A 14530-nucleotide genomic window follows, 5' to 3' on the forward strand; every position below is an offset into this window, starting at 1 on the left:
TCGAGGGGGAGGGGGGCGGCATACCTTGGCCTCTCGACCGGTCGGGGGCGGCACGCTTTGGCCTCTCGACCGGTCGGGGGCGGCACGCTTTGGCCTCTCGACCGGTCCGGGGCGGCATACCTTGGCCACTCGACTTGTGGGGGGCGGCATGTTTTGGTCTCTCGAGGGAGAGGGGGCGGCACGCTTTGGCCTCTCGACGCGTGGAGGCGGCGGCACGGCATACCGGCCGGTGGGCCAGAATGGCCGGGTGCCCGACTCGACCACGTCCCTCGCCCCTGCGCCCGCACCACACGCAGACCTCACGTGGGGGCAGACCTGGCCGAGCCTGCAGGTCTTCACCGAGCTGGCCCTCGAGCGGCGCCGGGTCATCCCCGTCGTGCGCCGCCTCCTCGCCGACAGCGAGACGCCGGTCGGTGTCTATCGCAAGCTGGCCCGGGGCGGGCCGGGCACCTTCCTGCTCGAGTCGGCCGAGCACGGCGGCGTGTGGTCGCGATACTCCATCGTCGGGGCCCGCTGCGCTGCGACGCTGACCGAGCGCGACGGCGAGACGCACTGGATCGGCAGCCCTCCCGTCGGGGTGCCGACGACGGGCGACCCGACCGAGGCCCTGCGCCGCACGGTCGCCGAGCTCGCGACCGACCGCATCCCGGGGCTGCCGCCGCTCACGGGCGGGATGGTCGGTGCGATCACCTACGACGCCGTGCGCCGCTGGGAGCGCGTGCCCGACGAGGGCCGTGACGACCTCGACCTGCCCGAGCTCGCGATGATGCTCGCCACCGACCTCGCCGTCTTCGACCACAGCGACGGCTCCCTGCTGCTCATCGCCAACGCCGTCAACCACGACGCCACCGACGAGCGCATCGAGGACGCCTGGGCCGACGCCGTGTCACGGCTCGACCGGATGACCGACGAGCTCGCCGAGGCCGCACCGAGCACCGTCGCGACGATCGAGCCGATCGCGAGCGAGCCGCGCAGCAGCCACACCCAGCAGCAGTTCGAGGCGATGGTCGAGCAGGCCAAGGAGGCGATCCGGGCCGGCGAGGCCTTCCAGATCGTCGTCTCGCAGCGCTTCACGGTGCCGTGCGAGGCGGACTCGCTCGACGTCTACCGCGCGCTGAGGGTCAGCAACCCCAGCCCGTACATGTACCTCCTGCGCCTGCCGCACCCCGACGGCTCGGCCTACGACGTCGTCGGCTCGAGCCCCGAGGCGCTCATCAAGGTGACCGGCCGGCAGGCGATCACCCACCCGATCGCCGGGTCGCGTCCGCGCGGCAAGAGCCCCGACCACGACGCACACCTCGCCGAGGAGCTGCTCGGCGACGCCAAGGAGCGGGCCGAGCACCTCATGCTCGTCGACCTCGCCCGCAACGACCTCCAACGGATCTGCCGCGCCGGCACGGTCGACACCGTCGACTTCATGTCGGTGCGCCGCTACAGCCACATCATGCACATCGAGTCGACAGTCGTCGGAGACCTGCGTGATGACCGCAGCGCCTACGACGCGCTCGTCACGACCTTCCCGGCAGGCACCTTGAGCGGGGCGCCGAAGCCGCGCGCGATGGCCCTCATCGACGGCTACGAGGGGGTGCGGCGCGGCCTCTACGGCGGCGTCGTCGGCTACCTCGACTTCGCCGGCGACCTCGACATGGCCATCGCGATCCGCACCGCGCTCATCAAGGACGGCCTCGCCCATGTGCAGGCCGGTGCGGGCATCGTCGCCGACTCGGTGCCTCACCTCGAGTTCGAGGAGACCGTGCACAAGGCCGCCGCGGCCCTGCGCGCCGTGGCTGCGGCGGCGGGTCTGCGTCCCATGGCGGGCAGGCGCGACCGATGAGGCTGTCCAAGCGGTATGCCGCTCTCGCCGTGCTCGTGCCCGCCGCGCTCGCGCTGTTGCTCACGACTCGCCCCTGGGTGGTCGGGGAGTCGCGCGACGTCCTCAGCGTCGGCACGACGGAGGTGACGGGGGGAGCGGCCGCACCGGGTGTGGTCGGGCTCGTCGTCGTCACGGTCGTCGCCCTGCTCGGTCTGATGACGGGCGGCCGCATCATCCGTGCGGTGTCGGGCGTGGTACTCGTGCTCGCCGCGGCCGGCGCCACCGCGCTGACGCTCCTCGTCGTGCTGCGACCGGTCGACGCGGTGTCGTCCGCCGTCGCCAAGGAGCTCGCGCGCACGACGGCGCCCGACGCGACCGGCGCGACGACGGCCTGGGGCTGGGCGGCGGTTGTCGTCATGGTCGCGCTCCTCGCCGGCGCCCTCGCCGCTGCCCTGTCGAGCCGATCGTGGGCGGGCCTGTCGTCGCGCTACGAGCGCGGTGCGCGCCCCGACAGCGGGCCCCGCGGGCAGGTGCGCAGCGCGTGGGACGAGCTGTCCGAGGGCGGCGACCCCACCCTGCGAGACGCACCAGACCAGACCTGACAGAATGGCGGACGTCGAGGCCCATGGGCGGGCCCGCGATCGATCGAGAGAGGGCGACATGGAAGACGAGCACGAGGACCACGGCCACAGCACCGCTGCCTGGACCGGAGTCGGCATCATCCTGCTCGGCTCGGCCATCGCCTCCGTCGCCGTGCTCCTGCCCAACCTGCTCCTCGGCATCATCGGCGCGGTCGTCATCGTCGCCGGCGCGGCCGCCGGCAAGCTGCTGTCGATGGCCGGCTACGGCAGCAACGGGCACAGCGCCCAGGCCGGGTCGCTCGTCGACGCCCCCGACGAGGCGGGCGCCGAGACCGTCGGCAAGAGCTGAGAGCGGTGCCGACGGTTCTCGACGGGATCATCGACGGCGTCCGCGAGGATCTCGAGCGTCGTCGCGCCACGACCTCGTTGGCGTCGCTCGAGACGCGTCTCGCCGCAGTCGCTCCTGCCCTCGACCCCATGCCGGGCATCCGCTCCGCGCACGGTGTCGCGGTCATCGCCGAGGTCAAGCGTGCCAGTCCCAGCAAGGGGTCGCTCGCCGAGATCCCCGAGCCCGGTCGCCTCGCCCGGGCGTATGCCGCCGGGGGAGCCAGCGCGATCAGCGTGCTCACGGAGGAGCGCCGTTTCAGCGGCAGCCTCGCCGACCTCGTCGAGGTGCGTGCTGCGGTGCCGACCCCCTTGCTGCGCAAGGACTTCATGGTCGAGCCCTACCAGGTCACCGAGGCCCGGGCGCACGGCGCCGACCTCATCCTGCTCATCGTCGCGGCCCTCGACGACGCCCTGATGCACGACCTGCACGACCAGGCCCGTGACCTCGGCATGACCGCCCTCATCGAGGTGCACGACGCCGCCGAGCTCGACCGGGCCCTGGCGCTCGACCCCGTCCTCGTGGGCGTCAACGCCCGCAACCTCAAGACCCTCGAGGTCGACCCCCGCACCGTCACCGACCTGCTGCCCCGCGTGCCCGAGGGCGTCGTCGGCGTGGCCGAGAGCGGCGTCACCGGACCCGCCGACGTCGCCGCCTACGTGCGCGCCGGAGCCGGCGCCGTGCTCGTGGGCGAGGCCCTCGTCCGCGACGGTGCCCCGGAGCGCACCGTGCGCGCCTTCATCGAGGCAGCCGCGGCCGTGCGCAGCGGCGCCACCCAGGAGTGAGCATGACCACGACATCCAACGTGCCGGCATACGGCCGCTTCGGTGGCTTCGGCGGACGCTACGTCCCCGAGGCGCTGATCCCTGCCCTCGAGCAGCTCGAGGAGGTCTGGCGCAAGGCGGTCGTCGACCCCGAGTTCGTCGGCGAGCTCGAGCGCCTCCACCGCACCTACACGGGCCGGCCGAGCATCATCACCGAGGTGCCGCGCTTCGCCGAGCACTGCGGCGGCGCGAGGGTCATCCTCAAGCGCGAGGACCTCAACCACACCGGCTCGCACAAGATCAACAACGTGCTCGGGCAGGCGCTGCTCACCAAGCGGATGGGCAAGACGCGCGTCATCGCCGAGACCGGTGCCGGGCAGCACGGCGTCGCGACGGCCACCGCGGCCGCCCTGCTCGGCCTCGAGTGCGTCGTCTACATGGGCCGCAAGGACACCGAGCGCCAGGCCCTCAACGTCGCTCGGATGCGGCTGCTCGGCGCGACCATCGTGCCGGTCGACAACGGCAGCAAGACGCTCAAGGACGCCGTCAACGAAGCCTTCCGCGACTGGGTCGCCAACGTCGAGACGACCCACTACGTGCTCGGCACGGTGACCGGTCCGCACCCCTTCCCCGAGATGGTCCGCGACTTCCACCGCGTCATCGGTGTCGAGGCGCGCCAGCAGGTGCTCGACCTCGTCGGTCGCCTGCCCGACGCCGTGCTCGCCTGCGTCGGCGGGGGATCCAACGCCATCGGCATCTTCCACCGCTTCATCGACGACCGGTCGGTGCGGCTCATCGGCTTCGAGGCCGGCGGCGAGGGGGTCGCCTCGGGCAAGCACGCCGCGCGCTTCTCGGCCGGCATCCCGGGCGTGCTCCACGGCGCCTTCACCTACGTCATGCAGGACGTCGACGGCCAGACGGTCGAGTCGCACAGCGTCTCGGCCGGACTCGACTACCCCAGCGTCGGACCCGAGCACGCTCACCTGCTCGAGTCGGGGCGCGCCGAGTACCGTCCCGTCACGGACGACGAGGCGATGGAGGCCTTCTCGCTGCTCTCACGCACCGAGGGCATCCTGCCGGCCATCGAGAGCGCGCACGCCCTCGCCGGCGCGATGAAGGTGGGGCGCGAGCTCGGCCCCGACGCCGTGCTGCTCGTCAACCTCTCCGGTCGCGGCGACAAGGACGTGCACACGGCTGCGGCGTGGTTCGGCCTCATCGACGAGCAGGGCGGCACCGTCCTGCCCACCGACGACGGCGGCGCGCTCGCGGCCGACGACGGTGCCAAGGGCATGGGAGTGCAGCAGTGAGCGTCGGACCCGTCCTCGCGGCGTGCCGCGCCGAGGGTCGAGCGGCGCTCATCGGCTACCTCCCCGTCGGCTTCCCCAGCGTCGAGGGCTCCATCGAGGCGATGCGGGTGATGGTCGACAACGGTGTCGACATCGTCGAGATCGGCGTGCCCTACAGCGACCCGGTCATGGACGGCCCCGTCATCCAGGAGGCCGCGGTGCGCGCCCTCGAGGCGGGCGTGCACCTCGGCGACATCTTCACCGCCGCACGTGCGGTCTCCGAGGCCGGGGCGGGTGCCCTCGTCATGACCTACTGGAACCCCGTGCTGCGCTACGGCGTCCACCGCTTCGCCGCCGACCTCGCCGCCGCCGGAGCCGCGGGCCTCATCACGCCCGACCTCATCCCCGACGAGGCCGGAGACTGGATCGCGGCGGCCGACGCCCACGACCTCGACCGCGTCTTCCTCGTCGCGCCGAGCTCGACGCCCGAGCGCCTCGCCAAGGTCACGGCGGCGAGCCGCGGATTCGTCTACGCCAGCGCGGTCATGGGCGTCACCGGCGCCCGGACCAGCGTCGGCGCCGCCGCCGACGCGCTCGTCTCGCGCACGCGGGCGACGACCGACCTTCCCGTCTGCGTCGGGCTCGGCGTCTCGACGGGCGACCAGGCGGCCGAGATCGCCCGCTACGCCGACGGCGTGATCGTGGGCTCGGCCCTCGTGCGCTGCCTCACCGAGGCATCGACGCCGGAGGCTGGCCTCGAGGAGCTCGGCGCTCTCACGCGCGAGCTCGCCGAGGGCGTCCGGAGGGGCCGCGCATGAGCCTGCTCGGCGGCATACCGGCTGCCGTGGCCGCAGTGCCCGGACTTCCCACGCTGGCGGCCGAGCTGCCGTCGCCGACGGTCGGCGTCTGGCACCTCGGGCCGTTGCCGCTGCGCGGCTACGCGCTCTGCATCCTCGCAGGCATCGTCGTCGCCGTCTGGCTCACCCAGCGCCGGCTCGGCGCCCTCGGATACCAGCCGGGCGTCGCCATCGACATCTCCGCGTGGGCGGTGCCCTTCGGCATCATCGGCGGGCGGCTCTACCACCTCATCACCACGCCCCAGCCCTACTTCGGTGAGGGCGGCGACCCGTGGCGGGCCTTCGCGATCTACGAAGGCGGCCTCGGCATCTGGGGCGCCGTCGCTCTCGGCGCGCTCGGCGCCTACATCGGCTGCCGCAAGAACGGCGTCCGGTTCCGTGACTTCGTCGACGCGGCCGCGCCGGGTGTCGCGATCGCCCAGGCGATGGGGCGCTTCGGCAACTGGTTCAACAACGAGATCTATGGCGCGCCGACCGACCTGCCGTGGCGCCTGCGCATCTACGAGTGGGACACCGGCGCCGGGCGCGCGGTCGTCGACGCGGCCGGCAACCCCGTCGTCAAGGGCTACTTCCACCCGACCTTCCTCTACGAGGCGCTCTGGTGCCTGCTGCTGGCCGCGTTCCTCATCTGGATCGGGCGGCGCTTCACGCTCAAGCCGGGGCAGGTCTTCGCGGCCTACGTCATCGGCTACCCGATCGGGCGCTTCGTCATCGAGAACATGCGCAGCGACTCTGCCAACTACATCTTCGGCCAGCGGGTCAACACCTGGGTCTCGATCCTCGTGCTGCTGCTGGGCGTCTTCCTCTGGCGGCGCTTCGGCCAGATGTCGGGGGAGCGTGGGCCGATCGCCGAGCCGGCGTCAGACCCGATGTCGGAGTCGACCTCGGAGCCCGCAGCAGGGTCGGATGCCGGGGGGCGGCCGGACGGAGATCCTTCGGCAGAAGGCGACGACGACCGTGAGGACGACGCGGCGCAGGCCGGTTCGAAGCAGGAGCCTTCGCAAGGCACCTGATCACCGGTTCGTGCAGACCCGACCACCTGTTGAGCACGACGTCTCAGCATCCGGAATCCGCCGTATCAGCAGGTAGGACGGGGGCCTGCTCCGATATCGTCGTACCCATCGCCTGTGGCCAGTGCCGTCCACATGCCATTCGTCATGCCGTCGGCCCCTCGAGGGAAGCCCCGGGGCCCAGTCAGAAGGACGGTGGAGATGTCGCCGCACACCCGCACCCTCTTCAGTGCACAGCCGGAGGACTCCGGCCTCTACCGCCGCGAGTTCGAGCACGATGCCTGCGGCGTCGCGCTCATCGCGACGATGCGCGGGAGCGCCGGCCACGACATCGTCGACCACGCCCTGACGGCCCTGCGCAACCTCGACCACCGCGGCGCCACCGGCGCCGACCCGCTCGTCGGCGACGGTGCGGGCATCCTCACGCAGATCCCCGACGAGTTCTTCCGCGAGGCCGTGCCGTTCACGCTGCCCAACGTCGGGGCGTATGCCGCCGGCATGGCCTTCCTGCCCCCCAACCCCGTCGAGCGCGCCGCCGCCAAGGCCCGCATCGAGGAGATCGCCGCCTCTGAGAACCTCAAGGTGCTCGGCTGGCGCGAGGTGCCGGTCGGCGCCGACCTCGTCGGCAAGGTCGCCCGCGAGTGCATGCCGTTCTTCGAGCAGCTCTTCGTCAGCAGCTCGATGGGTCGCCAGGTCGCGCTCGGCCTCGACCGGCTCGCCTTCTGCCTGCGCAAGCGGGCCGAGCGCGAGGCCGAGGTCTACTTCGCCTCGCTCAGCTCGCGCACCATCGTCTACAAGGGGATGCTGACGACGGGCCAGCTCGAGCCGTTCTTCCCCGACCTGTCGGACCCGCGTTTCGCCACCGAGCTCGCGCTCGTTCACTCGCGCTTCTCGACCAACACGTTCCCGTCCTGGCCGCTCGCGCACCCCTACCGGATGATCGCCCACAACGGCGAGATCAACACCGTCAAGGGCAACCGCAACTGGATGCGCGCCCGCGAGAGCCAGCTGACCTCCGACATCATCCCGGGTGACCTCGAGCGGATCTTCCCGATCTGCACCCCCGACGCCTCCGACTCCGCCAGCTTCGACGAGGTGCTCGAGCTGCTGCACCTCGGGGGCCGCTCGCTCCCGCACGCGGTGCTCATGATGATCCCCGAGGCGTGGGAGAACCACGCCACGATGGACCCCGCCCGCAAGGCGTTCTACGAGTTCCACTCCACCTTCATGGAGCCGTGGGACGGCCCGGCCAACGTCTGCTTCACCGACGGCACCCTCGTCGGCGCGGTCCTCGACCGCAACGGGCTGCGCCCGGGTCGGTATGCCGTGACCGACGACGGGCTCGTCGTGCTCGCCTCCGAGTCCGGCGTCATCGAGCTCGACCCCGCTCACGTGGTGCAGCGCGGACGCCTGCAGCCCGGCAAGATGTTTCTCGTCGACACCGAGCACGGCCGCATCGTCAGCGACGACGAGATCAAGTCCTCGCTCGCGGCCGCCAAGCCCTACGCCGAGTGGCTGCACGCCGGCCTCATCCGCATGAAGGACCTTCCCGAGCGCGAGCACATCGTGCACACGGCGGCCTCGGTGCAGCGTCGTCAGCAGACCTTCGGCTACACCTCGGAGGACCTGCGCATCCTGCTGACGCCGATGGCCAAGTCGGGCGCCGAGGCGCTGGGCTCGATGGGCACCGACACCCCCATCGCCGTGCTGTCGTCGCGTCCCCGCCTGCTGTTCGACTACTTCACGCAGCTCTTCGCGCAGGTGACCAACCCGCCTCTCGACGCGATCCGCGAGGAGCTCGTCACCTCCCTGGGCACCTTCCTCGGCCCGGAGGGCAACGCCCTCTCGGCCTCGCCGGCGCACGCCCGCCAGCTCGTCCTCGACTTCCCGGTCATCGACAACGACGAGCTCGCCAAGGTCGTGCACATCAACGCCGACGGCGACCTCCCCGGCTACGCCACCCACGTCGTGCGCGGCCTCTACGACGTCACCGGCGGCGCGGCCGCGATGCGCGACCGGCTCGAGGAGATCTTCGCCGAGGTGTCGCAGGCGATCCGACGCGGCGCGCGCTTCGTGGTGCTCTCGGACCGCGACTCCGGGCGCGACCTCGCGCCCATCCCGTCGCTGCTTCTCACGGCAGCGGTGCACCACCACCTCATCCGCGAGAAGACCCGCACCCAGGTCGGCATGATCGTCGAGGCGGGCGACGTGCGCGAGGTGCACCACGTCGCGCTGCTCATCGGCTTCGGTGCCGCGGCCGTCAACCCCTACCTCGCGATGGAGACCGTCGAGGACCTCGTGCGCTCCGGCGAGATCGAGGGCGTCGAGTCCGAGCAGGCCGTCAAGAACCTCATCAAGGCGCTCGGCAAGGGTGTGCTCAAGGTGATGTCCAAGATGGGCATCTCCACGGTCGCCTCCTACCGCGGCGCCCAGGTGTTCGAGGCGATCGGCCTGTCGCAGCAGCTCGTCGACCGCTACTTCACGGGCACCGTCTCGCAGCTCGGCGGCGTCGGGCTCGACGTCATCGCCCGCGAGACGGCCGAGCGGCACGCCCGGGCCTACCCGCCCGACGGCGTGCAGCAGGCCCACCGGGTGCTCGAGGTCGGCGGTGAGTACCAGTGGCGCCGCGAGGGGGAGCCGCACCTCTTCGACCCCGACACCGTCTTCCGGCTCCAGCACTCCACGCGCCAGCGCCGCTACGACATCTTCAAGCAGTACACCGAGCGCATCGACGACCAGACGTCACGCCTCATGACCCTGCGCGGCCTGATGGGTTTCAAGCCCACGGGCGTGACGGGCCGGCTGCCCGTGCCGCTCGAGGAGGTCGAGCCGGTCAGCGAGATCGTCAAGCGCTTCAACACCGGGGCGATGAGCTACGGCTCGATCTCGAAGGAGGCGCACGAGACCCTCGCGATCGCGATGAACCACCTCGGCGGCCGCTCCAACACCGGAGAGGGCGGCGAGGACGTCGACCGCCTGCTCGACCCCGAGCGGCGCTCGGCCGTCAAGCAGGTCGCCTCCGGTCGGTTCGGTGTCACGAGCCTCTACCTCACCCACTCCGACGACATCCAGATCAAGATGGCCCAGGGCGCCAAGCCCGGCGAGGGCGGCCAGCTGCCCGGCCACAAGGTCTACCCGTGGGTGGCCAAGACGCGTCACTCGACGCCGGGGGTGGGCCTCATCTCGCCGCCGCCGCACCACGACATCTACTCCATCGAGGACCTCGCCCAGCTCATCCACGACCTCAAGAACGCCAACCCGTCGGCGCGCATCCACGTCAAGCTCGTCTCCGAGATCGGTGTCGGCACGGTCGCCGCGGGCGTGTCCAAGGCGCACGCCGACGTCGTGCTCATCTCCGGCCACGACGGCGGCACCGGAGCCTCGCCCCTGACGTCGCTCAAGCACGCCGGGGCGCCGTGGGAGCTCGGCCTGGCCGAGGCCCAGCAGACGCTCGTGCTCAACGGCCTGCGCGACCGCATCGTCGTGCAGGTCGACGGTCAGCTCAAGACGGGCCGCGACGTCGTCGTGGCGGCGCTGCTCGGTGCCGAGGAGTTCGGTTTCGCGACCGCCCCGCTCGTCGTCTCGGGCTGCATCATGATGCGCGTCTGTCACCTCGACACCTGCCCGGTCGGTATCGCGACCCAGAACCCCGAGCTGCGGGCGCGCTTCTCGGGCAAGCCGGAGTTCGTCGAGACCTTCTTCGAGTACATCGCCGAGGAGGTGCGCGAGAACCTCGCCCTGCTCGGCTTCCGCTCCATCGAGGAGGCGGTGGGCCAGGTCGGCAGCCTCGACCTCGACAAGGCCATCGCGCACTGGAAGGCCTCGGGCCTCGACCTCAGCCCGATCCTCGCCGTGGCCGACAACCCGACCGGCGGCACGCTGCACCAGTCGGCGGTGCAGGACCACGGACTCGACAAGGCGCTCGACAACGAGCTCCTGACGAGGTCGCTCGCGGCCATCGAGGACGGGGAGCTGGTGCGCACCGAGATCGCCGTGCGCAACGTCAACCGCACGGTCGGCACGATGCTCGGGCACCACGTCACCAAGGCGCACCCCAACGGCCTGGCCGACAACACCATCGAGCTGACGATGACCGGGTCGGGCGGGCAGTCGTTCGGCGCCTTCCTGCCGGCGGGCATCACGATGAAGCTCTTCGGCGACGCCAACGACTACGTCGGCAAGGGCCTGTCGGGCGGGCGCATCGTCGTGCGCCCCGATGTCAGGGCCACGCTCGTGGCCGAGCACAACGTCATCGCGGGCAACGTCATCGCCTACGGCGCGACCACCGGCGAGCTCTTCCTGCGCGGCCGGGCGGGCGAGCGCTTCTGCGTGCGCAACTCGGGGGCCCGGGCCGTCGTCGAGGGCGTGGGCGACCACGGCTGCGAGTACATGACCGGCGGTGTCGCGGTCGTGCTCGGTTCGACCGGCCGCAACTTCGCGGCCGGCATGTCCGGCGGTGTCGCCTACGTGCTCGACCTCGACCGCGACCTCGTCAACCGCGAGCTCGTCGACCTCACCCCGCTGCGGCCCGACGACGAGACCACCCTGCACGAGCTGCTCGCAGCCCACCTCGAGTGGACCGAGTCGCCCGTGGCCGCAGCGCTGCTCTCGGAGTGGGAGGAGGCGCGCCAGCGCTTCACCCTCGTCCTGCCGCGCGACTACCAGCGCGTCCTCGACGTCCGCGCCCAGGCCGAGGCCGAGGGCCTCGACCCCGACGGCGCCGACGTGTGGCACCGGATCATGGAGGCTTCCCGTGGCTGACCCGCAAGGTTTTCTCAACGTCCGCGAGCGCGAGCTCCCCGCCCGTCGTCCGGTCCCGGTCCGCATCCGGGACTGGAAGGAGGTCTACGAGGAGCAGGAGCTCGGTCAGCTCCAGCGGCAGGCCGGACGCTGCATGGACTGCGGCATCCCGTTCTGCCACTCGGGGTGCCCGCTCGGCAACCTCATCCCGGAGTGGAACAACCTCGCCTGGCGTGGCGACTGGACCGACGCGATCGAGCGCCTGCACGCGACCAACAACTTCCCGGAGTTCACCGGTCGCCTCTGCCCGGCTCCGTGCGAGACCGCGTGCGTGCTCGGCATCAACCAGCCGGCCGTGACGATCAAGCAGATCGAGGTCACGACGATCGAGCAGGCCTTCGAGGGTGGCCTCGTGCAGCCGCTGCCGCCGGAGCGCCTCTCGGGCAAGACGGTCGCGGTCGTCGGCTCGGGGCCGGCCGGTCTCGCCGCAGCGCAGCAGCTGACGCGAGCCGGTCACACGGTCGCGGTCTTCGAGCGGGCCGACAAGCCGGGTGGTCTGCTGCGCTACGGCATCCCGGAGTTCAAGATGGAGAAGTCGGTCCTCGACCGACGCCTCGACCAGATGGCGGCCGAGGGCACGCGCTTCCGCAACAACATGAACGTCGGCGTCGACATCACCGGGCGCCAGCTGCGCGACCGCTACGACGCGGTCGTGCTCGCCCTCGGCGCCACCGTGCCACGTGACCTCGACGCACCCGGCCGTCAGCTCGGGGGCATCCACCAGGCGATGGAGTACCTCCCGCAGGGCAACCGCGTCGCCCTCGGCGAGCAGGTCGAGGACCAGATCCTCGCCACCGGCAAGCACGTCGTCGTCATCGGCGGCGGCGACACCGGCGCCGACTGCATCGGCACCGCCCACCGTCAGGGTGCGGCCTCGGTGACGAGCCTCGAGATCATGCCGCAGCCGGGGGAGGACCGCCCCTCGACCCAGCCGTGGCCGACCTACCCGATGCTCTACCGGGTCGCCAGCGCGCACGAGGAGGGGGGCGAGCGCCTCTACGCGGTGAGCACGACGGAGTTCGTCGGCGACGACGACGGCAACGTCGCGGCGCTCAAGATCACGGAGGTCGAGTTCGTCGACGGCAGGCCGAGCGGCAAGCCCGGTACGGAGCGCGAGATCCCCGCACAGCTCGTCCTCTTCGCGATGGGCTTCCTCGGACCCGAGGGGCCGGGGGTGGTCGAGCAGCTCGGCGTCGAGCTCGACGAGCGCAGCAACGTCAAGCGCGACAAGACCTTCATGAGCTCGGTCCCTGGCGTCTTCGTGGCCGGCGACGTCGGTCGCGGTCAGTCGCTCATCGTCTGGGCCATCGCCGAGGGGCGGTCAGCGGCGGCCGGGGTCGACGCCTGGCTCACCGGCTCGAGCGCCCTGCCGCGCCCGGTCGCGCCCACCGACCGACCCCTCACGGCCTGACCGATCGAGAGAGCAGTTCGTCCCGACCCGTCGTCCGCGCCCGACGCGTACGACGCCTCGGACGGACGAACTGCTCTCTCGATCGAGGACGCGCCCACAGACCGAACCCCCCCGTGACCCGCGTCACAGCACCCCTAAGGTTGACGTATGCGCCGCGCCAAGATCGTCTGCACCATCGGTCCCAAGACGTCGTCCCCCGAGCAGCTCCACGCCTTGGTGCTCGCCGGCATGGACGTCGCCCGTCTCAACCTCTCGCACGGCGACCACTCCGTGCACGAGCAGGTGTGCAGGGACGTGCGTGCCGCCAGCGACGCCTCCGGTCGCGCGGTCGGCATCCTCGTCGACCTGCAGGGCCCCAAGATCCGCACTGGTCGATTCGCCGAGGGACCCGTCACGTTGCGCGTCGGGCAGCGCTTCACGATCACGACGCGTGACGTCGCGGGCGACGCGACCGTCGTCGGCACGACGTATGCCGGCCTGCCGGGTGACGTCAGCCCGGGCGACTCGCTGCTCATCGACGACGGCAAGGTCATGCTCCGGGCCATCGAGGTGACCGACACCGACGTACTGACCGAGTGCGTGGTGCCGGGCGAGGTGTCCAACAACAAGGGCATCAACCTGCCCGGTGTCGCGGTCAGCGTGCCCGCGCTGTCCGACAAGGACCGCGACGACCTGAGGTTCGCCATGCGCCTCGGGGTCGACATGATCGCCCTGTCCTTCGTGCGATCGGCCGACGACATCGTCGACGTGCACGAGATCATGGACGAGTTCGGCACGCGCCTGCCCGTCATCGCCAAGATCGAGAAGCCGCAGGCCGTCGACAACCTCGAGGGCATCGTCGGCGCGTTCGACGGCATCATGGTCGCCCGCGGCGACCTCGGCGTCGAGATGCCGCTCGAGGACGTGCCGCTCGTGCAGAAGCGCGCCATCGAGCTGGCCCGGCGCGAGGCCAAGCCGGTCATCGTCGCGACACAGGTGCTCGAGTCGATGATCGACAACCCGCGCCCGACGCGCGCCGAGGCCTCCGACGCCGCCAACGCCGTGCTCGACGGCGCCGACGCCCTGATGCTGTCGGGCGAGACGTCGGTCGGCGCCTGGCCGATCGAGTCGGTGCGCACGATGGCGCGCATCATCTCGAGCACGGAGCAGAACGGCTTCGACAAGATCGTGCCGATGAAGACCAGCCCCAAGACCGTCGGTGGGGCGGTCACCAAGGCGGCGGTCGAGATCGGCGAGACCGTCGGGGCGAAGTTCCTCATCATCTTCACCGAGACGGGCGGCTCGGCCACCCGGATGGCGCGACTGCGCCCCCGACTGCCGATGCTCGCCTTCACCTCGGATCCCCGCGTGCGCTCACGGCTCGCGCTGGTCTGGGGCGTCGAGACCTACCTCGTGCCGCGCATGCAGCACACCGACCAGTTCGCCATGCAGGTCGACCTCAACCTCATCCCCGAGGGTCGGGCCACCAAGGGCGAGCGCGTCGTCATCGTGGCCGGCTCGCCCCCCGGCATCCCCGGGTCGACCAACGCCCTGCGGGTGCACCGCATCGGCGACGCCGTCGACGGCACCGCTCCGGCCTACCGACCCGAAGAGGTCACCGGCTGACACCCGGCTATGCTGGCC

10 protein-coding genes are annotated in these 14530 nt (G+C 71.4%); all 10 read left to right on the forward strand.

Annotated features, from left to right (window positions below):
• The first annotated feature begins 247 nt into the window (after positions 1–247).
• The 10 genes from LG278_RS09995 (at position 248) to pyk (ending at position 14512) form a co-directional block, all read left to right on the forward strand.
• Entirely contained in the window at positions 248–1834 is a 1587-nt protein-coding gene (locus LG278_RS09995) for an anthranilate synthase component I (RefSeq protein WP_404393383.1), read from the forward strand.
• Complete coding sequence (locus tag LG278_RS10000) at positions 1831–2415, forward strand: Trp biosynthesis-associated membrane protein (RefSeq protein WP_404393385.1); 585 nt, start codon at positions 1831–1833, stop codon at positions 2413–2415. Before LG278_RS09995 ends, LG278_RS10000 begins: the two co-directional genes overlap by 4 nt.
• Positions 2416–2473: 58 nt before the next feature.
• Positions 2474–2743 carry an HGxxPAAW family protein gene (locus tag LG278_RS10005; protein WP_404393386.1) on the forward strand — a complete coding sequence of 90 codons (270 nt, stop codon included), beginning with the start codon at positions 2474–2476 and terminating at the stop codon, positions 2741–2743.
• A 5-nt stretch (positions 2744–2748) separates the two neighbouring features.
• Positions 2749–3564 carry an indole-3-glycerol phosphate synthase TrpC gene (gene trpC, locus LG278_RS10010; RefSeq protein ID WP_404393388.1) on the forward strand — a complete coding sequence of 272 codons (816 nt, stop codon included), beginning with the start codon at positions 2749–2751 and terminating at the stop codon, positions 3562–3564.
• Positions 3565–3566: 2 nt separating this feature from the next.
• Positions 3567–4850, forward strand: coding sequence for a tryptophan synthase subunit beta (gene trpB / locus LG278_RS10015; RefSeq protein ID WP_404393390.1), 1284 nt, complete (start codon positions 3567–3569; stop codon positions 4848–4850).
• Entirely contained in the window at positions 4847–5647 is an 801-nt protein-coding gene (gene trpA / locus LG278_RS10020; RefSeq protein WP_404393392.1) for a tryptophan synthase subunit alpha, read from the forward strand. The genes trpB and trpA overlap by 4 nt, the downstream gene beginning before the upstream one ends.
• Positions 5644–6699, forward strand: coding sequence for a prolipoprotein diacylglyceryl transferase (lgt, locus tag LG278_RS10025; RefSeq protein WP_404393394.1), 1056 nt, complete (start codon positions 5644–5646; stop codon positions 6697–6699). Before trpA ends, lgt begins: the two co-directional genes overlap by 4 nt.
• 198 nt (positions 6700–6897) lie before the next feature.
• On the forward strand, positions 6898–11457 hold the full coding sequence (gene gltB / locus LG278_RS10030; RefSeq protein ID WP_404393396.1) for a glutamate synthase large subunit: 4560 nt from the start codon (positions 6898–6900) through the stop codon (positions 11455–11457).
• Positions 11450–12907 (forward strand): glutamate synthase subunit beta, encoded by a 1458-nt coding sequence (locus tag LG278_RS10035; RefSeq protein WP_404393397.1) that lies wholly within the window; start codon positions 11450–11452, stop codon positions 12905–12907. The genes gltB and LG278_RS10035 overlap by 8 nt, the downstream gene beginning before the upstream one ends.
• 147 nt (positions 12908–13054) lie before the next feature.
• Positions 13055–14512, forward strand: coding sequence for a pyruvate kinase (pyk, locus tag LG278_RS10040; protein ID WP_404393399.1), 1458 nt, complete (start codon positions 13055–13057; stop codon positions 14510–14512).
• Positions 14513–14530 lie beyond the last annotated feature (18 nt).

The sequence above is a fragment of the Humibacillus xanthopallidus genome (genome assembly GCF_044793955.1).
GTDB classification, from domain to species: Bacteria; Actinomycetota; Actinomycetes; order Actinomycetales; family Dermatophilaceae; genus Humibacillus; species Humibacillus xanthopallidus_C.

What these genes read in the sequence shown, in the direction of transcription:
- LG278_RS10000 (WP_404393385.1), top strand. Translation starts at nt 1,831, where the DNA reads ATGAGGCTGTCCAAGCGGTATGCCGCTCTCGCCGTGCTCGTGCCCGCC.
- LG278_RS10005 (WP_404393386.1), top strand. Translation starts at nt 2,474, where the DNA reads ATGGAAGACGAGCACGAGGACCACGGCCACAGCACCGCTGCCTGGACC.
- trpB (WP_404393390.1), top strand. Translation starts at nt 3,567, where the DNA reads ATGACCACGACATCCAACGTGCCGGCATACGGCCGCTTCGGTGGCTTC.
- lgt (WP_404393394.1), top strand. Translation starts at nt 5,644, where the DNA reads ATGAGCCTGCTCGGCGGCATACCGGCTGCCGTGGCCGCAGTGCCCGGA.
- gltB (WP_404393396.1), top strand. Translation starts at nt 6,898, where the DNA reads ATGTCGCCGCACACCCGCACCCTCTTCAGTGCACAGCCGGAGGACTCC.
- pyk (WP_404393399.1), top strand. Translation starts at nt 13,055, where the DNA reads ATGCGCCGCGCCAAGATCGTCTGCACCATCGGTCCCAAGACGTCGTCC.